The following is an 18499-nucleotide window of genomic DNA, read 5'->3' as shown; positions in this document are numbered from 1 at the left end:
AGTTGATGTTTGCCCAAGTCATATTATAAATAGGATGACCATACAAGCGCCGCTTTGGTCGCAGGCGCCGCAGGCTTTTCCGCGCATGACATCGCCGCCTTTCAACATCCGGAGCGTCCAGGCCTTTGGCTTTCGCTATCCTCTGACGACACCGGTCATCACCTCGTTCGGGCGGATGGGGGACCGGCCTGCCGTGTTCGTTCGGGTCGAGGACACGGACGGTTACGTGGGCTGGGGCGAGGTCTGGTGCAACTTTCCCGCGCCGGGCGCCGAGCATCGTGTTCGGCTGGTCAATGAGGTCCTGGCACCGGCGCTTGTCGGATTCAGGGCAAGCGAACCTGGTGCCGCATTCGAGCGGCTGACGCAGGGAACTTCGGTGCTCGCGTTGCAATCCGGCGAAGCGGGCCCATTCGCGCAGTCGATCGCCGGCATCGATCTCGCCGTCTGGGATCTCCATGCGCGCCGCCGGAACGTAGCGTTGTGGAAACTGCTCGGCGGATCGCGGAGCCGGATCAAGGTCTATGCCAGCGGCATCAATCCGGTCGGATCGGAGCGGGCGGCGGAAGCAGCGCTCGGCCGCGGCTATCGCGCGTTGAAGCTGAAGATCGGCTTCGATCCGGCAGGCGACCGGGCCAATCTCGCCGCGCTGCGCCGCCTCGTCGGCGATGGCATGCTTGCGGCCGATGTCAACCAGGGCTGGACCATCGCGCAGGCGATCGAGCGTGCGCCGCAGCTCGAGCCGTTCGGCCTTGCCTGGCTCGAGGAGCCGATCCGCGCGGACCGTCCGCGGCAGGAATGGAAGCAGCTGCACGAGACGATCCGTTTTCGGCTCGCGGCCGGTGAGAACATCGCGAGCCACGCTGGCTTTGCCGAGGTGCTGAGCGAGCCGGTTCTCGGTGTCGTCCAGCCCGACATCGCCAAGTGGGGCGGGCTTTCGGCTTGCGCCGGCATCGCCCGCGACATCCTGACGTCAGGCAAGATGTTCTGTCCGCACTATCTCGGCGCCGGCATCGGCCTGTTGGCGTCGGCGCATCTTCTGGCGGGCGTCGGCGGCGAGGGACTGCTGGAGGTGGACAGCAATGAGAACCCGCTGCGGGATCAATTCTGCGGCCCCGTGCTTCACGTCAGCGATGGAATGATCGAGCTCGGCGACGAGGCGGGTCTCGGCATTGCGCCCGATCTTGCCTCGATCGAACAATACCGGACCGCCTGATGTCGGGGCTTGGCTACGACTACATCATCGTCGGTGCGGGGTCGGCCGGCTGTGTGGTCGCAAACAGATTGTCGGCCGATCCTGCCTGCCGCGTGCTGCTGCTGGAAGCCGGCGGATCGGACCGGAATTTCTGGCTCAAGCTGCCGGTCGGGTATTACCGGACCATCTACGACGAGCGCTTCTCGCGCCTGTTCAAGACCGAGCCGTCGGAAGGAAGCGGCGGCCGCGCCATCGTCTGGCCACGCGGCCGCGTGCTTGGCGGATCGTCGTCGATCAACGGCCTGATCTTCATCCGCGGCCAGCACGAGGATTTTGACGACTGGGAACGTCTCGGCGCCGACGGCTGGAGCTATCGCGACGTTCTGCCCTATTTCCGGCGCTACGAACGCTACCGCGGCGGCGAGAGCCAGTTTCACGGCGGCCTCGGTGAGTTCGAGGTCTCCGACCTCCGGAACGACAACCCGGCGTCGAGGGCCTGGGTAGAGGCGGGCGTGCAGTTCGGCCTGCCGCGCAATCCCGACTTCAACGGCGCGACGACGCTTGGCGTCGGTGCCTATCAGCTTGGCATCGGGCGGCATTGGCGGACCAGCTCGGCATCCGCCTTTCTTCGACCGATTGCCGACCGGCGCAACCTGACCATCATCACGCATGCGCAGGTGAGCAAAGTCACTTTCAACGACCGCGTCGCGACCGGCGTCGAGTGGATCAGCAAAGGGCAGGTTCATCGCGCGACAGCCAATCGCGAGGTCATCCTGTCGGGCGGCGCGCTGCAATCGCCGCAAATCCTCCAGCTTTCCGGGATTGGTCCGGCCGACCTGCTTCGCAAGCACGGTATTGCCGTCGTCACCGATTCGCCCGAAGTCGGCTCCAATCTGCAGGACCACTATCAGGCACGGCTGATCGTGCGCCTGAAGGAGCGGATCTCGCTCAATGACCAGGTCCGCCATCCTGTCGAACTCGCGAAGATGGGGTTGCAATGGATGCTGGCCGGACGGGGACCGTTGACGGTGGGGGCGGGACAGGTGGGCGGAGCGGCCTGTACCGAATATGCGGTCGGTGGCCGTCCCGACGTGCAGTTCAACGTGATGCCGCTCTCCGTCGACAAGCCCGGCGAACCCCTCCACAGCTATTCCGGCTTCACGGCCTCGGTCTGGCAATGCCACGGCCGGTCGCGCGGACAGCTCGCGATCCGCTCGGCCGATCCGTTCGAGCAGCCGCTGATCGCGCCCAATTATTTCGCCGAGGAGATCGACCGCAAGACCATTGTTGCCGGCCTGAAGATCTTGCGCGAGATCTATCAGCAAAAGGCGTTCCGCCCGCTCTGGGACGTCGAAATGGTGCCGGGCCAGGCCGCAAGTAACGATGCCGGGCTGTGGGAGTTTGCGCGCAACACCGGCGGCACGGTGTTTCACTGCGTGGGCACCTGCCGCATGGGCAGCGACGAGCGGGCAGTACTCGATCCGCAGCTGCGGGTGCGCGGCGTCGAGCGGCTGCGCGTCATCGACGCCTCGGTGATGCCGCAGATCACCTCGGCCAATACCAATGCGGCGAGCCTGATGATCGGGGAACGCGGTGCAGCCCTTGTCATGCCGTGATTGGGCCGCTTGATTTCCGGAGGGCGAGATGGAATTGAGTTCCGACAGTCACGTCCCCAAATACGCGCAGATTGCCGATATCTTTCGCCAGCGGATTGCGCGCGGCGTCTGGAGTCAAGGTTTTCGCCTGCCGGCCAACGAGGATCTGGCGGCCGAGTTCGGCGTCTCGCGCGTCACCATCAGGCAGGCCGTCGAACTGCTCGCCCGCGACGGTGTCATCGAGGCGCAGCAGGGCCGCGGCACCTTCGTCACCGGGACTGTGCGACAGGACCGCTGGCTCAAGGTCGAGACCACACTGTCCGATCTCGCGGACATGTACCGCGACACCTCGCCGGAGATCATCAACATCTCGGAAAGCCGGAGCGATGCGCCGTTGCTTCCCGAAGACGGCAAGCCGGCCGAGAAATATGTCTTCATGCGCCGTCTGCACTCGCGCCAGAAGCAGCCTTATTGCGTCATTTCCATCTATCTCGATGAGAAGATCTTTCGCAGGTCTCCCAAGCGCTTTCGCAACGAGACGGTGATCCCGATCCTCAACGATCTCAGGGATCCGGCGATCGCCAGCGCCCGCCAGACATTGACCATCGGAACCGCGGACATCGAGGCGGCGCGGCTGCTGCGCGTGCCTTTGAATTCGCCGGTCGCCGAAGTCCGCCGTGTCTTCACGGCGAGCGATCGCACCGTGATCTATCTCGGTGAAGTCACCTATCGCGGCGACTTTGTGCGGATCGATATGGATCTAAGGCCATAGCGCGCAAGCATCACCGCGAAAACAGCTCCTGGTTCCGGCGTTCGAGCTCTTCCCCATAGGTGCGCAGCACATGGGATTCGCTTAAGGTGCCAATCGTGACGCGATGGTCGGCACGGTCGATGACCGCGAGGACGTCGGCTTCGCTCCGTTCAAAGGCCTTCAGGATCTCGCGAACCGACGTGGTCGGAAGCAGGTATTCATCCTGCTGCTGGGCCAGCGACCCGAGCGGATCGTCGTCCCGATTGGTGACGGAATGCAGCGTCGCCGCCGCGACGATGCCGGCATAGCTGCCGTTCGGATCGCGCAGCACGACCTGTCGGACCTGCGCCGGCGAGAACAGCTTCTGCGCCTCGCCGATCGGCATGGTCGTCAGCGCATTCTCGAAGTCGGCGCGCATCAGGGACGCTGCGCTCATCTGACGGACCCAGCCGATGTCCTGCGGACCGCGGATCACCTCGCCGCGCAGGTGGAAGCGCCATGTCGCAAAGCTGTAGCCGAACAACTCGCGGACGATCAGCGCGCAGACCGATGATGCGACCACGGCCCCGACGGTCACGGAGAAATCGCCGGTGATCTCGAGCGCGAGACAAACCATGCTGAACGGTGCGCCGAGCACACCGGTTCCGAGTGCGGCGAGAGCCGCGATGGCGGCGGTCCCGGGCTGAAGCGCGAGCGTGGGGAAGGGGCCGGTCAGCACGACGCTGTAGAGCTGCCCGATCAGCGCGCCGAGCAGCAGCGAGGCGAAGAACAGGCCGCCGCGAAAGCCGGAGCCGAGCGAGACGGCCGATGCCAGGATCTTGAGCACGATGGTCGTCGTGAGCAGGAGCCAGCTCGGATTGCTGACCAGCAGGATCTGCATTGCGCCATGTCCTGCGCCGAGCACGGTCGGCGTCAGCAGGGCGAGGCCGCCGAGCAGCAGGCCGCCGAGGATCGGGCGCACGAAGCCGCTGAAGAGCGTGACGCGCTGAAAGCAACGTTCGGAGAATGCGACCGCGAGCATGACGAGGATGCTGACGAATGCGCAAATGATGCCGATCAGCACGGTCTGTCCGATCATCTCGACGGACACGGGCGATGGGAAGCCGGGCACCATCAGAAAGGACTGGTGCGTCAACCCCCGCGCCACCAGCCAGGCCGTGACGGCGCTGGCGATGACGGGCACCAGAGCGGCCGAGGTGTAGGCTCCCAGCACGACCTCGAAGGCATAGAAGGCGCCGGCCAGCGGAGCCGAAAACGCTGCGCTGATCGCCCCCGCCGCGCCGCAGGCCACCAACAGCCGCATGTCGTTGCGGCGGGCGGCGAGGCGCTGGCCGACATGGGAGCCAAACATCGAGCAGATCTGCGTGTATCCCGCTTCGAGTCCGACCGATCCACCGAATCCGTTGGACAGCAGAGTCTGGATCGAGATCAGCAGGCTGCCGCGGAAGGACACCCGGCCGCCATAGAGTGCGTTGGCTTCGATGGCGTCGGCGAGCTGCTGTCCCTTGACGCGCCGCGCGAAGTACAGCCCGATCAGCGCCAGGACCAGGCCGCCAACTGCCGGGATCAGCAGCGTGCGCTGCCAGGAAATCACGCCGGTGGCGCTCAGATGTGCGTCGAGGGGAATGTCGAACAGCAGCGCGTGCGAAGCCTGGCTGAGGCCCGAGATCGCGGCAACGAGGACGCCGCTCAGCAACCCGACGACAATGCCGACCAGCACGAGGCCGGTCTCGCGATTGCGCACGAAATTGCGCAAGAACAGCGGCAACAGACGGGTGCCGGGAGCAGGGGCCGGCTTCGCGGCATTTGTCGCCAGCGTCATCCTATGCCGGATCCCGCAGCTGCCCGGTGCGCACGACACGGAAGCCGGTCGTGCCCGACGAGCCGACCGGCGCGTTCGGGTTTCGCGCTGCGAAGCGGTGGCGGCTGCCGTGGGACTCGAGGCAGGATTCACCGCGCGTCGAGCGGTTCGGTGCAGGCTCGCGATTCAAGGGGACTCCCGACGGTGCGAGGCGGTCCTCGTACCATTCCCAAACATTTCCGGCGACATTATGCAGGCCGTATCCGTTGGTTTCCTGGCTCATCCGGCAAGAAACCCGCCATCCACCGCGACGACGGTGCCGGTCGCATATTGTGATGCCGGCATGCAGAGGAATGCGACGGCTCCCGCAATGTCCTCCGGCTGACCCCAGCGCTTGAACGCGGTGCGGTCGGCGATGCGCTGATAGTGCGCGCGATCGGTGCGGCCGGCCGCATTGATCGCCGTTTCGATATAGCCGGGCGCAACCGCATTGACCCGGATGCCTTGCTCGGCCCATGCCAAGGCGAGCGCCTTGGTCAGCATCACGACACCGCCCTTGCTGGCGCAATAAGCCGGGATTCGCGGCAGCGCCAATGTCGCATTCATCGAGGCAAGATTGACGATCGCGCCCTTGCTCTCGGCGAGAAGCGGGCGGAACGCCATGCAGGTTCGAAAAGTGCCCGTGAGATTGACGTCGAGCACCTTCATGAAGGTCTCGATCTCGTATTCCTTGTCGCGGGCGAGGATTCCCGCGCAGTTGACCAGCGCATCGACGCGCTTTTGTTGTTGGGCAAAGGACGCAACAGCGGCGTCGTTCGTGACGTCGAGCGTCGCCAGTGCGAGTCCGGGGCGCGATTTCAGCAGGGTGCGCGCCAGATCGGTCTCGTTGGCCGCCGTTGCGGTCACCGTCGCGCCGAGATCGCAAAACTGATTGCTGATCGCGGCGCCAATGTCGCCGGCGCCGCCGATCACCACGGCATGGAAGCCGGACGCAAGAGAGAAATTTGAGCGCATTGCAGGGGTCTCGCTTCAGGATTTGAGAGGGGGAGCCGTCGATTCACGGACCACCAGGGAGAAGTCGATCTCGCGATGCATGATGGTCTGCTCGCCGGCGAGGCTGCGCACCAGATATTCCCCGGCGCGCTGCCAGGTTTCTCCGGTCGGTACGTGGATCGTGGTCAGGCTCGGCCGCAAATGGCGGCTCCAGTCGAGATCGTCGAAGCCGACCACCGACAGGTCGCGCGGCACCGAAAATCCATCGCGCTCCGCCTCGAGCAAGACGCCGTAGGCGATGACATCGTTGCCGCAGACGACGGCGGTCGGACGATCCTTCAGGTTGAGGAGATAGCGAGCCGCTTCTCGCGCGTCATCCAGCGTGTAGGGCACCTCGACATGCCATTGCGGCGGAAGCTCCAGGCCGTTCTCGGTGAGCGCGCGGCGAAAGCCGGCGACGCGAGCGCTGGCGCGGTCGTTGTTGCGCTGGAGCGCCGAGACGATCCCGATGCGGCGGTGGCCAAGCTCGATGACATGCGCAGCGGCGCGATGGGCGGCCGCTTCGTTGTTGGTTCCGACGCACGGGTGGGGTCGATCAGGCTGGTAGATGCCGACATTGATGAAGGGAACCGCGTTGTCCGCAAGCAACTTGCGCAGTCCCTCGTGATGGCAATCACCGCGCAGCACAAGTCCATCGACGCCGCGGCTGATCAAATTGCGCGCTTGCTGCAATTCGACGTCGAGATCGTAGCCGCTCGTGGTGAGAAACAGCATGTATCCGACCGAGGAGAGATACTGCTGTAGCGAGGCGATGCCGCGCGCGAACATCGTGTTGTCGATTGTCGGAACGATCGCGCCAAGAGTGCGCGAGCGCCGTGACGACAGGATGCGCGCCGGCGCATGCGGGATGTAGCCGAGCGCGTCGATGGCCTGTTCGATGCGCACCCGCAGGGAAGGGCTTACCGCATCGGGATTGTTGAGCGCGCGCGACACCGAGGCCGTTGAGACGCCGGCACGGGCTGCGACGGCGCGGATGCCCTGTTTCACGGATTTGGCGTTGGTCAATCGCATCAATGTAACGTTACATTCGATGGGGCAAACCGCGTGGCAGCGGTAATCTCGTAAATTTGCCGCAGAATATCCGGTTTGTCCATTGCTTGACACAACCGATGTGAGGTCTAAATTGTAACCGTTTTCAAGCCGCGTTCAAAATGGCCCGCCAGCTTAAGGCGGCCAGCCGGGAGGAGAGTTCGATGAAGGTCAGGATGCTCGCGACGCACGTCGCGTTGCCCGTTCTCGCGATTGTCGCCGTCAGCGCGCAGGCTCATGCGGCCGATTTCGACTGGATGAAATTCAAGGGCAGGACCGTCACCTTTCTCGCCAATAACAATCCCGTCGCGCAGGCGCTGCTGACCTACAAGGCCGATTTCGAGAAGCTGACCGGCATGACCCTGAAGGTCGACGGCTATCAGGAACAACAGATGCGCCAGCGCCTGGTCACCGTCATGAATGCGAACAGCGACGAGGTCGACGTGTTCATGACGCTGCCTTCGCGCGAGGGCGAGCAGTTCGCCGCGGCCGGCTGGTACGGCGATCTCACTGCGATGGCCAAGAACGAGGTGGCCAAGGAATACGACCCGGCCGGCTTGAGCCAGGCCCTGCTCAAGGCTGCGACCTTCGGGGGCAAGCTGACCAGCATGCCGATGAACATCGAAGGTCCGATCTTCTATTACCGCACCGACATCTTCAAGAAGTGCGGCATCGAGGCGCCAAAGACCATCAAGGATGTCGAGGCGGCGGCCGAGAAGATCAAAACCTGCGACAGCGCTGTCACGCCCTTTGTCTCGCGTGGCCTCAAGCCCGCGGTCGCCTACACCTTCAGCAACATGCTGCACAACATCGGAGGCAGCTACATCGCAGGCGGCAAGTCGAACCTCTGCTCGGCCAAGGGCAAGGAAGCACTCGACACCTATAGCCGGCTGCTGCGCGACTTCGGTCCGCCGGGTGTGGTCAACTACAGCTTCCAGCAGATTTCGGCGCTCTACCGCAGCGGCCGCGCCGCGATGGCATTCGAATCCTCGAACGAGTTGCGCACGGTGATGGAGGGCGGCGCGCGCCTGAAGGACACCGGCCTGTTGCCGTTCCCGGCAGGCGAGGCCGGCCAGGTGCCGACCACGATCGGCTGGGGCATGGCGGTGTCTTCGCACAGCAAGCAGCCGGACGCGGCCTGGTACTTCGTGCAGTGGGCAACCAGCCCCGAGGTGCAGAAGAAAATGGCGCTCCAGGGCATTGCCCCGCCGCGGCCGTCGGTTGCCAAGGATCCTGAGTACCGTAAATGGATCGACGAAGAACCCGTCCGCAAGGAATGGCAGGCTGCGCTCGACGTGCTGGCCACGAAGGGCTCCTCCGAGGTCGGCTATCCCATCATCGCCAACCCGGAATCACGCGAATTCATCGGCCAGGCCGTGCAGGACCTGATCTTGAAGCAGAAGCCCATCGACCAGGCCTGTGCTGATGCCGACAAGGCGCTCGATGCGCTGATCGCCCAGAAGTAACCGCCTGATGCTGGCAGGCTTATGCCTGCCGGCGCCTCACTCTCAAGGAAACGGACGCATGTCGGACGCGGCTGCGACACTCACGCAGGACCGGCAGAAGCTGGAAATGGCGACGCTCTCGGCGCCGGCCGTGATCTTCACGGTCGCGATGATCGCGTTTCCGGTCGTCTATACGATCTGGCTCGGCTTCCAGACATTCTCCTCGACCGGCAAGCAATCCTTTGCGGGCCTCGCCAATTACTCAAAGCTGATCTTCGACTACGAGTTTTGGCACGGGCTCTGGATCACCATAGCGCTCTATGTGCTGTCGTTGGTGCTCCAACTCGTCTTTGGCGTGTGGCTGGCTCTGGTGTTGTTTCACGCCAGGCGCTTGCCGGGAATCGTGCGCTCGCTGTTCATCTCCCCGTTCATGATGCCGCCAGTGGTGGCGGGCATGATGTGGCTGGTGATCCTCGATCCTTCGCTGGGCGCGGCCAATTACATCCTCCAGTCGTTCGGCCTGCCGCCGTCGGACTGGCTGGCGTCGCCGACCTGGGTTATCCCTACCGTCGCTCTGATCGACAGCTGGCAGTGGACGCCTTACGTCGCCTTGATCGTGTTGGGCGGCCTGCAATCCCTGCCGCCGAGCGTCTACGAGGCCGCGCAGATCGACGGGGCATCGCCGTTCAAGACCTTCCAGCGCATCACTTTGCCGCTGCTCTTGCCGACCATCGTCACCGCGGCCATCCTGCGCAGCGTCGATCTCCTGCGTTTCTTCGACATCATCTACATCACGACCCAGGGCGGCCCCGGCAACGCCTCGAACACGCTCAACATCTACGGCTTCCGGGTCGGCTTCGAATTCTTCAACATCGGTTACGCCAGCGCCCTGATGCTGACGCTGACGGCGATCGTGTTCGGCGCCGTGCTCGCCTTCAACCGCCTGCGCGGCGCTGTGGCGTGGTGATGTCATGACGGATGCCGCCAACACCGACCGCTGGATCCGCTGGCTCAACACCGTGCAGCTCGTGCTGGCCGGCGTGCTCATCATGGCGCCGACGGTCTGGATGGTGTTGTCCTCGTTCAAGCCGTCGTTCGAGGTCACCGCCTATCCGCCGACGCTGATCTTCACGCCGACGCTTGACAATTATGTCGAGCTGACCAAGACCACGCCGTTCCTCAGCTATGCGCTCAACAGCCTCATCGTCACCGTCGGCTCGACGGCGCTCGGCTTACTGTTCGGCATCCCCGCCGCTTTCGCCGTCTCCTGGACACGGATCTCATGGCCGGCGATCCTGACGCTCGCAGCGCGCATGGCGCCGGGCACGCTGTTCCTGCTGCCGTGGTACGTCATGTTCCGGCAGGTCGGGATGATCGGCTCCTACACCGCGCTGATCCTGAGCCACGCGGTCATCACGCTGCCGATCGTGATCTGGGTGTTGCTGCCATCCTTCGACGGCATCCCGCGCAGCGTCTTCGAGGCGGCGCAGGTCGACGGATGCAGCGTCACGCGCATCCTCTGGCGCATCGCGCTGCCGCTGGTGGCGTCCGGCGTCGCCGTCTCGGCGATCCTCGCCTTCGTCTTCTCATGGAACTACTTCCTGTTTGCGCTGGTGCTCTCCAACGGCGACACCAAGACGCTGATCGCGGCGGCCTTCAACTTCATCGGCGAAGGCTCGACGCAATGGGGCGCTCTCATGGCCGCGGCGACGCTGATCGCACTGCCGCCGCTGGTGCTGGCTGCCCTGGTTCAGCGCTGGCTGGTGTCCGGACTGACGCTCGGTGCGGTGAAAGGCTAGGCATCTGATGAACGTGTCACCCCGTCCGAATTCGATCATGCAGGCCGCGGTCTTCCACGGCGGCGACCGCATCACCATCGAGCGCGTGGCAATGCCTGACGTCGGCACAGGTGAAGTGCTCGTGCGCGTTTCGCGCACCGCGCTGTGCGGTTCTGACTTCAAGCTCTGGCACAAGGGCGCAGAGTTCACCGCCGGCCATGAGATTTTCGGCGTGGTTGAGCAGCCCGGTCACCGGCTACATGGTCGCCGCTGTGCCGTCTATATTCCACTCCACTGCGACCATTGCGCGGCCTGCAAGCGCGGCGATACCCAGATGTGCCTGGAGGTCTCCAGCCTGATCGGCTGGAACCGGCCGGGCGGCTACGCCGAATACGTGCCGGTGCCGGAAAATTGCCTGCTGCCGGTGCCCGATGACATCGAGGACAGCCTTGCGCCGCTCTTGCTCGACACCATCGGCACGTCGGGCCACGCCGTGCGTTTCGTCAGCCGCGTGGTGCCGCCCGGTGAGGCCGGACCTGTTCTTGTCATGGGCGCCGGGCCGGTCGGCCTCGGCGTCGTGCTGGCGCTCCGTGCGCTCGGCTACAACGACATCTACGTTGCCGACCCCAATGCGACGCGGTTGAAGATCGCGCAATCCTTCGGCGCGAAGGCGCATCCCGTGGGCGACACCTCGAAGCGCTTTGCTCTCATCATGGAATGCTCCGGCGCGCATGCGGCGCGCAACCTCGGCATCGAGCTTGTCCTGCCGCGCGGCGCGCTGGTGCTGGTCGGCGAGAACGCCGCGCCCTGGACCATCGAGGAGGGCAAGGTGTTCCGCCGCAAGGACTTCTACATGATCCGGACCTTCTACTTTCCGGTCTCGGATTTCGAGCCGAACATCGAGCTGCTGCGCAAGTTCAAGGACGAATACCGCGTCCTCGTCGACGGCGAGTTCGGCCTGTCGGCGCTGCCTGAGAATTTCGCCCGCTTTGCCAGGGGCGAACTGATCAAGCCGGTACTGGCGCTGGGTTAGGCGATCATGGCCTCGATCTCGATCCGCAACCTCGTCAAGCGCTACGGCAGTTTCACCGTGATCCCCGATCTCAATCTGGAGATCGCGGACCATGAATTCGTCGTCTTCGTCGGGCCGTCCGGCTGTGGCAAGTCGACCCTGCTGCGAATCATTGCGGGTCTCGAGCCGATCACGTCGGGTGACCTCTACATCGGCGACAAGCGCGTCAACGGCGTGCAAGCTGCACAGCGCGATATTGCGATGGTGTTCCAGGACTACGCGCTCTATCCGCACATGCGCGTCTACGACAATATGTCGTTCGCATTGGAGCTGCGGGGAACGCCAAAGGCGGAGATCGATGCGCGCGTGAAGCGTGCCGCCGCACTCCTGCACATCGAGCCCTATCTCGATCGCAAGCCGAAGCAGCTCTCCGGCGGACAGCGCCAGCGCGTCGCCATGGGCCGTGCGATTGTGCGCAATCCCAAGGCGTTCCTGTTCGACGAGCCGTTGTCCAACCTCGACGCAAAACTGCGCGGACAGGTGCGGGCCGAGATCAAGGCGCTATCGCAGGAGCTCAAGACCACCATGGTTTTCGTGACCCATGACCAGATCGAGGCCATGACGATGGCTGACCGGATCGTGGTGCTCCAGAACGGGACGATCCAGCAATACGACACGCCGGAGACGGTCTACGAGCGGCCGGCCAACCAGTTCGTCGCCGGCTTCATCGGCTCGCCGGCCATGAACTTCTTCCCGGTCGAATGGCGTGAGGAGCGCGCGATCCTCTCGCAAGGCGCAACGGCGGTGCCGCTGGACGGCGAGGCCGCAAGCCGCCTGCGGCAGGCCGGAAACGCCGTGCTCGGCATTCGTCCTGAACATTTTGCCGTCGCGACCGATGCGGCCGACGGCATCGCCATCAAAGTCAAGCTGGTCGAGCCGCTCGGCTCGGATACGCTGATCCATTTCGATCTCGCGGGCGTCTCCGCGATCGCAAGGGTCGATCCGTCGTTGCGACCAAAGCTCGGCGACCGCCTCAGCTTGCGGCCGCAGCCGGGCAAGACGCATTTGTTCGATGCAGCGAACGGGCAGGTTTTGCGGTGAGCGCATCGGCGAACATAGCAGCTCTTTCGGCGCTCGCGGATGTGGCGTCGGGAGCCAGGGGCGTCCAGGTGATCTGCCTTGGGCTATCCGCGCTCGATCAGGTCTGGCGCGTCGATCGGCTCTTTGCGGGCAACAGCGAGAAGATAAAGGCCATCGACTACGGTACCCTTGGCGGCGGAATGGCCGCCAATGCCGCGGTCGCGGTCGCGCGGCTCGGTGCCTCCGTCGCGTTCTGGGGGCGGGCAGGGGACGATGCCGCCGGGCACGAGATGCGGTCGGCTTTTGCGGCCGAAGGTGTCGACGTCGAGAATTTCCGGCTGTTTCCCGATGGCTGCTCATCGGTCTCGGGGATCATTGTCGACAGTTCGGGCGAGCGGCAGATCGTGAACTTCCGTGGTCTGTTTCCGGAAGCGGCCGATTGGCTTCCGCTTGAAGCCGTCGCTCGCGCATCCTCGGTGCTGGCCGATCCGCGCTGGGTGGAGGGCGCCGCGACGCTGTTTCGCGAGGCGCGTGCGCGCGGCATTCCGACGGTGCTCGACGGCGACATGGCTGATGCCGAGGTATTCGAGCGACTGCTGCCCCTGACCGACCACGCGATCTTTTCCGAGCCCGCGCTCGCTTCTTTCGCCGGATCTGCCAAAGACGAATCGCTCGCAGCACTGGCGCGCTTCGGCTGCCGCGTCATCGCCACTACGCGCGGCGAGGGTGGCGTCAGTTGGTACGAGAATGGCCAGCTGCACCGGCGCGCCGCCTATGCCGTCGATGTCGTCGATACCACCGGTGCTGGCGATGTCTTCCACGGCGCTTATGCCCTTGCGATCGGCGTCGGCCTCGATGTGGGCCACGCCATGGCGTTTTCCGCAGCCACGGCCGCGATGAAATGTCGCCACGCCGGTGGCCGCAACGGAATCCCCACCATCAACGACTGTCTTGCATTCATGAGGACGAAGCCATGAGAACGATTGGAAAGAACCGCGGGCTGGGACGGCTTGCTGACGCGGAAGGCCACTTTCGCATGGTGGCGTTGGATCAGCGGCCGCCGCTGTTCGATGCCATTGCGAAGGCGAAGGGAATCACGCGGGATCAGGTCGAATATTCCGACGTCACGGCGGCCAAGCGGCTCCTCGTGGAGAACCTCGCACCGCATTGCAGCTCGATGTTGTTCGACCCGAATTTTGCCGTGCCCGCAGCGATCGATCTGTTGCCGCCGCGCTGCGGCCTGATCATGACGCTGGAGGAGCATCGCGTCGAGGAGACCGCGGGCGGTCGCAAGTCGCGCGCGATCGCCAACTGGAGTGTGGAGAAAATTCGCGCCATGGGCGGCGACGCCGTCAAGGTGCTGGCCTGGTATCGGCCGGATGCGGACGCCGCGGTCAACGAGCATCAGAAGCGCTTCGTGCGCGAGATTGGCGAGGAGTGCGCCCGCCACGACGTTCCCTATGTTCTTGAACTGCTGGTCTATCCGTTCCTTGGCAGCGCCAATCACACCGCCGATTACGTGGAATCGCCCGGCAAGCTGCCGGGCCTCGTCATCGATAGCGTGCGCGAGTTTGCCAGGCCCGAATACGGCGTCGATCTCCTGAAGCTTGAGAGCCCTCTCGCGGCCAACAGTCTGCCGGCCCGTGACGGCAGCGCGGAAGCCAAGGCCGCGCAGAAGGAATTCGATGCGATCGGCGATATCTGCCGCGAGCGGAGCATTCCCTGGGTCTTGCTGTCGGGCGGCGCCGCGCCGGAAAAATTCGAGCGCGTCCTCGACTTCGCCTATGCCGCGGGCGCGGGCGGTTTCCTGGCCGGCCGCACCATCTGGCTCGATGCCGTCCTGAAGAATTTCCCGGACCTTGCGGCGGTTTCGGCGAGCCTGCGCAAGGACGGCCTCGGCGTGCTTGAGCGGCTCAACAAGCTGACGACGGCCAAGGGCACGCCGTGGAAGGCGCGCTTTCCTGTATTCACTGACATCAAGCAGGAGGGCGACTTCGCCCGCGCCTATTGAAATGGTAACGGCGCAACGTGTCTTGGTGGGTCCGGCAGGACTCGAACCTGCAACCAGACCGTCATGAGCGGCCGGAAAAGGGATGCGGACGCTAGCACTACTTTGGCAGATTGTGTTTTCGCCGCTGTTTTTCACGGATCTGCTTTCGGCAATATGGGCACTGCTGAGACGGCGGCCGAAGGATGAGATCGACGATGGCGTGACGTACGGCTGGCATGGTTGGCTGAGGCGGAGGCCCGTTGATTCTTTTTTTTCCGCCCCGCGTATGCGAGGCGACGATGTTGCAGGAAGGCGTAGGCAATCATTGTCATCAAGGCGTGGCGATGAAGACCTTGCCATGATCGCCCTTCGAAGTGATCAAGTCCAAGTTCCTCCTTCAACTGCTGATGCGCCTGCTCACAAATCCACCGTGCCTTGATGGTGGCGGCCAGCGTGCGCAGATCCGTCGCCGCCGGAAGGTTGGCCAGATAGTATTTCTTCTCCCCGGACGCACGTTGCTCGCCAATGAGCCAGGCTTCGTCGCCTGGGAGATGCTGCTGACCTTTATCCCATATCCGCTGCGGAGGGCCGTCGGCGGTCCGGACACGGAGAGCAGCAAATTGGGCTTTAAGCCGACCTTTCGTCCCGCTACGCCAACTCACGGTTTTCCATTTGGCGCTGGCGAGCATTTGTTCTGCGGCAATCGATAAGATATCGGGCACGTGGTGCTTTCGTGGTTTTCCGCGGACTTTGGTAATCGGCCAAATGAGCTTCACATCGACCGGATACACTTTCTGGTGCCGAGGGATGCCGACAGCCCAGGTCAGCCCGCGCTCTGTTAGCCCTTGTCGAAACGGTGCGCTGAGGCCGTATCCTGCATCCGCCAGCACACATCCAAAGCGCACGTTGGCTGCCATCGCGCGGTCAATCTCGGCTAGAGCAATCTCGGGCTTGGACCGTGCCGTTCGATGTTCGACTGGCACGCGAGCGCGCTTCAAACGAGATATGTCGCTTGTCCAACTGTCAGGCAGAAAGAGACGTAACGCGACCATCACGGGCACTTCGCCGCGAGCAAGCGTCAAAGACACCAGCGTTTGGCAATTTGCCGTTTTACCGAGAGCCGACGCGTATTGAGCCGCAACACCGACCGAGCGCTCACCCTTCTTGGGAAGTGAGGTGTCATCAATAACCAGCACCGCATCCCTGCCGCCGACAAGTCGGTCCGCCTGGTTGAGCAGCTCTGTCTCCAGCGGCGTCGCGTCCCAGACACCGTCCGCAATGAAATGGTGCAACTGGTCGTAGTTGCTCGTGGCAAGACGTTCCGCCATCGGCTGAACGCTCTTGCGATCGCCCGGACCGATCAATCCCGCAACATACAGAGGACACATCCGCTGCCGGGTCTTATGACCCAGCCGGTCCAAGAACGGCATCAGCCAGCGTTCGAGTTCGTCTTCCCATCCGGGCATGGTCAGCCCTCCCAGAGCCGACCACCCATGAATCATTGAAAAATTGATTCGGGAATCCTATAAAACGCGGCAAAATCAACAATCTGCCAAAGTAGTGCTAGCTTGAGTACTCAGTTCGCTTGCCGAAGGAATCCGTGTATCAGATGATCCGCCGAGATGCGTCCCGGTCCCCAAGCCATGATCCCGAGCGCCATCGCCGCCCAAGTGAGGTGGATCGGCCAGCCGTCGGGCACGGTGAGTTCGACAATCATGGTCATGAACAACAGCCCGAGTGCGGCAAAGCGGGTGCCAAGGCCGAGCACCAGCAGCACCGGAAAGGTAATCTCGCCGCATCCGGACAGGAATGCCATCACCGCAGGTAGCGGATAGTGATAGGGCCCGCCTGGCAGGTGCAGCATGAACTCGTCGGTGAACAGCGTCACCGCGGTGTCGCTAAGCTTGAGGAATCCGGTCCATTTCAGGATGCCGGATTTCCAGAACGGCACCGCCAGCGCCACGCGCATCACGAATTGAACCAGCGACGGCGGGGCCACTGTCTGGATCAGGTGCTCGGCCTTGTCAGCGAGGTGGCTCAGCCGGTAGCGTTCACTGGCGCCAAAATGCTGATCGATGACCATCATGCTTCTCCGAAACTGATTGATGTGAAAGCGCCCGCCTCGATCATGCCCGCGATGTTCGCCGCAATGTCGAAGCCGGGCGAGGACTGAAGTGCCGACGCTGCGGCGTCGCCAAGCGGCCGTCCCGACATCAGGTTTGTCAGAAACACCGCGCCGCCCTCGGGCAGATGGCGCACGGCGACGTCCATCTCGGGCCGGGTGATCAGAGCATCTTCCGGCGTTCCCGCGTCGATCGGACCCGGCATCTCTCCGCCGCGATTGGTGGCGAAGATCGTCACTGCCGCGAAAGGGGAGCGGACGAGTCCTGCTGCAGGATGTGCGGTGAACACCACATCCGCCAGCCGCTCCAGCGGAACCAGAGCGAGCACATCCCGTGACAATGGCGCGGCATCGGCGGCATGATAGGCGTCGAGCCAGGCCCGCTCGATCCGCGCGACATCCGCTAGCCAGGGCATGGCACAGGCATATTCGTAGGTTTCGATGAACGCGGGAAAGTCGCGGCCATAGTCGAGCAAGAGCGGCGATGTTGGCGGCGAGGCCCGGACATGGAAACGCGCCATGGCACGGAAGAACTCGACGCCTGTGATGCGCTGGACCGCAGGGTAGACCGCGGCAAGCGCATCGATCAGGCTGACCGTGACGTTGTTGCGATAGACATTGTAGCGCCGGACCGCCGCCTTTCCGTTCGGCCCGGTGACGAGCGAGGGTGTCTCGCGCCCGGGGTCGATCAGCGCAGCCGCGAAGCGCGCCGCGTAGGACGACTCCTCCTCAAGCGGCAGCATAGTGCATCTCCCGCTGGTGGTGGTCGAGGATTGCTTGCGCCGCGGCCGCTTCGGCCTTCAGCACGGGCCAGTCCGGAATTTTGCTGTCCCATTCGACCAGCGTCGGGACGGGACCACAGCGCGAGACGACGATCTCGAACAGCTTCCACACCGCGTCCGTGACCGGTCCGTCATGGCTATCGATCAGGAGCAGGTCGCCTTCATCGTCGAGCTGCTCGGCATGACCGGCGAGATGGATTTCGCCGACGCGTGGCAACGGAAAGTCGGAGAGATAGTCGAGCGCGGAGAAGCCGTGATTGTTTGCCGAGACAAACACATTGTTGATGTCGAGCAGCAGTCCGCATCCGGTGCGCTCCGCGACGCGGCGGATGAACTCGGTCTCGCTCATCGTCGATTCGGTGAATGCGAGATAGGTCGACGGATTTTCCAGCAGCAGCGGCCGCCAGATGGCGTCTTGCACTTGATCGATATGATCGCAGACCCGTGCGAGCGTCGCTTCGGTATAGGGCAGTGGCAACAGGTCGTTGAAGCAGGTGGTGTCGTGGGTCGACCAGGCGAGATGTTCCGATACTAGCGCGGGCTCGTAGCGCTCGACGAGATCGCGGAAGCGCTTCAGATGCGCCTTGTCGAGCGGCCGTTCGCCGCCGATCGACATGCACACACCATGCAATGATACCGGATGATCGCGGCGCACGGCTTCCAGCGCGCGATGCGGCGGCCCGCCCGCGCCCATGTAATTCTCTGCGTGCACCTCGAAGAAGCCACGCTGCCGTCCCGCACCAAGGATCGCAGCAAGGTGCCCGGGCTTGAAGCTGGTGCCGGCCAGGCCATGTATGGCAAGCGCGGGAAAGCGGGGAGGCTCGGCCGCGAGCAACCGGGACGAGATCGCAGCGTTCATGTCGTCTCTC

The 18499-nt window shown here is 63.8% G+C and carries 18 protein-coding genes; 10 read left to right on the top strand and 8 right to left on the bottom strand.

Annotation, left to right across the window (positions count from 1 at the left end):
• Positions 1 to 85 precede the first annotated feature (85 nt).
• From ACVIHF_RS25405 to ACVIHF_RS25395, 3 genes are read left to right on the top strand one after another with little or no spacing between them, the layout of a single operon-like run.
• Positions 86 to 1213 (top strand): mandelate racemase/muconate lactonizing enzyme family protein, encoded by a 1128-nt coding sequence (locus ACVIHF_RS25405; protein WP_456779500.1) that lies wholly within the window; start codon positions 86 to 88, stop codon positions 1211 to 1213.
• Positions 1213 to 2808 (top strand): GMC family oxidoreductase, encoded by a 1596-nt coding sequence (locus ACVIHF_RS25400; protein ID WP_456779501.1) that lies wholly within the window; start codon positions 1213 to 1215, stop codon positions 2806 to 2808. Before ACVIHF_RS25405 ends, ACVIHF_RS25400 begins: the two co-directional genes overlap by 1 nt.
• 28 nt (positions 2809 to 2836) lie before the next feature.
• Entirely contained in the window at positions 2837 to 3559 is a 723-nt protein-coding gene (locus tag ACVIHF_RS25395) for a GntR family transcriptional regulator (protein ID WP_028335658.1), read from the top strand.
• A gap of 10 nt (positions 3560 to 3569) precedes the next feature.
• Here the strand turns inward: ACVIHF_RS25395 and ACVIHF_RS25390 are convergent, their stop codons facing one another.
• From ACVIHF_RS25390 to ACVIHF_RS25375, 4 genes are read right to left on the bottom strand one after another with little or no spacing between them, the layout of a single operon-like run.
• On the bottom strand, positions 3570 to 5360 hold the full coding sequence (locus tag ACVIHF_RS25390; RefSeq protein ID WP_456779502.1) for a chloride channel protein: 1791 nt from the start codon (positions 5358 to 5360) through the stop codon (positions 3570 to 3572).
• Between the two features lies 1 nt (position 5361).
• Positions 5362 to 5622, bottom strand: coding sequence for an SUMF1/EgtB/PvdO family nonheme iron enzyme (locus tag ACVIHF_RS25385; protein ID WP_253607371.1), 261 nt, complete (start codon positions 5620 to 5622; stop codon positions 5362 to 5364).
• Complete coding sequence (locus ACVIHF_RS25380; protein ID WP_456779503.1) at positions 5619 to 6353, bottom strand: SDR family NAD(P)-dependent oxidoreductase; 735 nt, start codon at positions 6351 to 6353, stop codon at positions 5619 to 5621. Before ACVIHF_RS25380 ends, ACVIHF_RS25385 begins: the two co-directional genes overlap by 4 nt.
• Before the next feature lie 15 nt (positions 6354 to 6368).
• Positions 6369 to 7403: a LacI family DNA-binding transcriptional regulator gene (locus tag ACVIHF_RS25375; protein WP_456779504.1), complete on the bottom strand. Its 1035-nt coding sequence runs from the start codon at positions 7401 to 7403 to the stop codon at positions 6369 to 6371.
• A gap of 182 nt (positions 7404 to 7585) precedes the next feature.
• Here ACVIHF_RS25375 and ACVIHF_RS25370 point away from each other — a divergent pair, with 182 nt between their 5' ends.
• Genes ACVIHF_RS25370 through ACVIHF_RS25340 form a run of 7 tightly spaced genes read left to right on the top strand, consistent with a single transcriptional unit; the run spans position 7586 to position 14747 of the window.
• A complete protein-coding gene (locus ACVIHF_RS25370) occupies positions 7586 to 8887 on the top strand; it encodes an ABC transporter substrate-binding protein (protein ID WP_198400206.1) in 1302 nt (433 codons plus the stop codon).
• Positions 8888 to 8945: 58 nt separating this feature from the next.
• Complete coding sequence (locus ACVIHF_RS25365; protein WP_456779505.1) at positions 8946 to 9833, top strand: carbohydrate ABC transporter permease; 888 nt, start codon at positions 8946 to 8948, stop codon at positions 9831 to 9833.
• A gap of 4 nt (positions 9834 to 9837) precedes the next feature.
• On the top strand, positions 9838 to 10665 hold the full coding sequence (locus tag ACVIHF_RS25360; protein WP_028335651.1) for a carbohydrate ABC transporter permease: 828 nt from the start codon (positions 9838 to 9840) through the stop codon (positions 10663 to 10665).
• Positions 10666 to 10672: 7 nt separating this feature from the next.
• Positions 10673 to 11677, top strand: a complete 1005-nt coding sequence (locus tag ACVIHF_RS25355) for a zinc-dependent alcohol dehydrogenase family protein (protein ID WP_253607375.1) — start codon at positions 10673 to 10675, stop codon at positions 11675 to 11677.
• Between the two features lie 6 nt (positions 11678 to 11683).
• Positions 11684 to 12757 carry an ABC transporter ATP-binding protein gene (locus ACVIHF_RS25350; protein WP_456779506.1) on the top strand — a complete coding sequence of 358 codons (1074 nt, stop codon included), beginning with the start codon at positions 11684 to 11686 and terminating at the stop codon, positions 12755 to 12757.
• On the top strand, positions 12754 to 13713 hold the full coding sequence (locus ACVIHF_RS25345; RefSeq protein WP_456792697.1) for a sugar kinase: 960 nt from the start codon (positions 12754 to 12756) through the stop codon (positions 13711 to 13713). Before ACVIHF_RS25350 ends, ACVIHF_RS25345 begins: the two co-directional genes overlap by 4 nt.
• A complete protein-coding gene (locus tag ACVIHF_RS25340; RefSeq protein ID WP_456779507.1) occupies positions 13710 to 14747 on the top strand; it encodes a tagatose 1,6-diphosphate aldolase in 1038 nt (345 codons plus the stop codon). The genes ACVIHF_RS25345 and ACVIHF_RS25340 overlap by 4 nt, the downstream gene beginning before the upstream one ends.
• A gap of 131 nt (positions 14748 to 14878) precedes the next feature.
• Here the strand turns inward: ACVIHF_RS25340 and ACVIHF_RS25335 are convergent, their stop codons facing one another.
• From ACVIHF_RS25335 to bufB, 4 genes are all read right to left on the bottom strand, one after another.
• On the bottom strand, positions 14879 to 16228 hold the full coding sequence (locus tag ACVIHF_RS25335; protein ID WP_253605578.1) for an IS701 family transposase: 1350 nt from the start codon (positions 16226 to 16228) through the stop codon (positions 14879 to 14881).
• Positions 16229 to 16302: 74 nt separating this feature from the next.
• Positions 16303 to 16809 carry a DoxX family protein gene (locus tag ACVIHF_RS25330; protein ID WP_456792696.1) on the bottom strand — a complete coding sequence of 169 codons (507 nt, stop codon included), beginning with the start codon at positions 16807 to 16809 and terminating at the stop codon, positions 16303 to 16305.
• Positions 16809 to 17591 carry an HvfC/BufC N-terminal domain-containing protein gene (locus ACVIHF_RS25325; protein WP_456792695.1) on the bottom strand — a complete coding sequence of 261 codons (783 nt, stop codon included), beginning with the start codon at positions 17589 to 17591 and terminating at the stop codon, positions 16809 to 16811. Before ACVIHF_RS25325 ends, ACVIHF_RS25330 begins: the two co-directional genes overlap by 1 nt.
• Positions 17578 to 18489, bottom strand: a complete 912-nt coding sequence (gene bufB, locus ACVIHF_RS25320; protein ID WP_456792694.1) for an MNIO family bufferin maturase — start codon at positions 18487 to 18489, stop codon at positions 17578 to 17580. The genes ACVIHF_RS25325 and bufB overlap by 14 nt, the downstream gene beginning before the upstream one ends.
• Between the last annotated feature and the right edge of the window lie 10 nt (positions 18490 to 18499).

It is taken from the genome of Bradyrhizobium sp. USDA 4506, from assembly GCF_054058795.1.
The sequence above is the reverse complement of the archived record's forward strand: the minus strand, read 5'-3'. Positions and strand labels throughout refer to the sequence as shown.

Coding starts and splice junctions, on each gene's coding strand:
- ACVIHF_RS25330 (WP_456792696.1), bottom strand. CDS start 16,809: ATGGTCATCGATCAGCATTTTGGCGCCAGTGAACGCTACCGGCTGAGC.
- ACVIHF_RS25370 (WP_198400206.1), top strand. CDS start 7,586: ATGAAGGTCAGGATGCTCGCGACGCACGTCGCGTTGCCCGTTCTCGCG.
- ACVIHF_RS25385 (WP_253607371.1), bottom strand. CDS start 5,622: ATGAGCCAGGAAACCAACGGATACGGCCTGCATAATGTCGCCGGAAAT.
- ACVIHF_RS25360 (WP_028335651.1), top strand. CDS start 9,838: ATGACGGATGCCGCCAACACCGACCGCTGGATCCGCTGGCTCAACACC.
- ACVIHF_RS25405 (WP_456779500.1), top strand. CDS start 86: ATGACATCGCCGCCTTTCAACATCCGGAGCGTCCAGGCCTTTGGCTTT.
- ACVIHF_RS25380 (WP_456779503.1), bottom strand. CDS start 6,353: ATGCGCTCAAATTTCTCTCTTGCGTCCGGCTTCCATGCCGTGGTGATC.
- ACVIHF_RS25375 (WP_456779504.1), bottom strand. CDS start 7,403: ATGCGATTGACCAACGCCAAATCCGTGAAACAGGGCATCCGCGCCGTC.
- ACVIHF_RS25355 (WP_253607375.1), top strand. CDS start 10,673: ATGAACGTGTCACCCCGTCCGAATTCGATCATGCAGGCCGCGGTCTTC.
- ACVIHF_RS25325 (WP_456792695.1), bottom strand. CDS start 17,591: ATGCTGCCGCTTGAGGAGGAGTCGTCCTACGCGGCGCGCTTCGCGGCT.
- ACVIHF_RS25400 (WP_456779501.1), top strand. CDS start 1,213: ATGTCGGGGCTTGGCTACGACTACATCATCGTCGGTGCGGGGTCGGCC.
- ACVIHF_RS25390 (WP_456779502.1), bottom strand. CDS start 5,360: ATGACGCTGGCGACAAATGCCGCGAAGCCGGCCCCTGCTCCCGGCACC.
- ACVIHF_RS25340 (WP_456779507.1), top strand. CDS start 13,710: ATGAGAACGATTGGAAAGAACCGCGGGCTGGGACGGCTTGCTGACGCG.
- ACVIHF_RS25395 (WP_028335658.1), top strand. CDS start 2,837: ATGGAATTGAGTTCCGACAGTCACGTCCCCAAATACGCGCAGATTGCC.
- ACVIHF_RS25350 (WP_456779506.1), top strand. CDS start 11,684: ATGGCCTCGATCTCGATCCGCAACCTCGTCAAGCGCTACGGCAGTTTC.
- ACVIHF_RS25335 (WP_253605578.1), bottom strand. CDS start 16,228: ATGATTCATGGGTGGTCGGCTCTGGGAGGGCTGACCATGCCCGGATGG.
- ACVIHF_RS25365 (WP_456779505.1), top strand. CDS start 8,946: ATGTCGGACGCGGCTGCGACACTCACGCAGGACCGGCAGAAGCTGGAA.
- bufB (WP_456792694.1), bottom strand. CDS start 18,489: ATGAACGCTGCGATCTCGTCCCGGTTGCTCGCGGCCGAGCCTCCCCGC.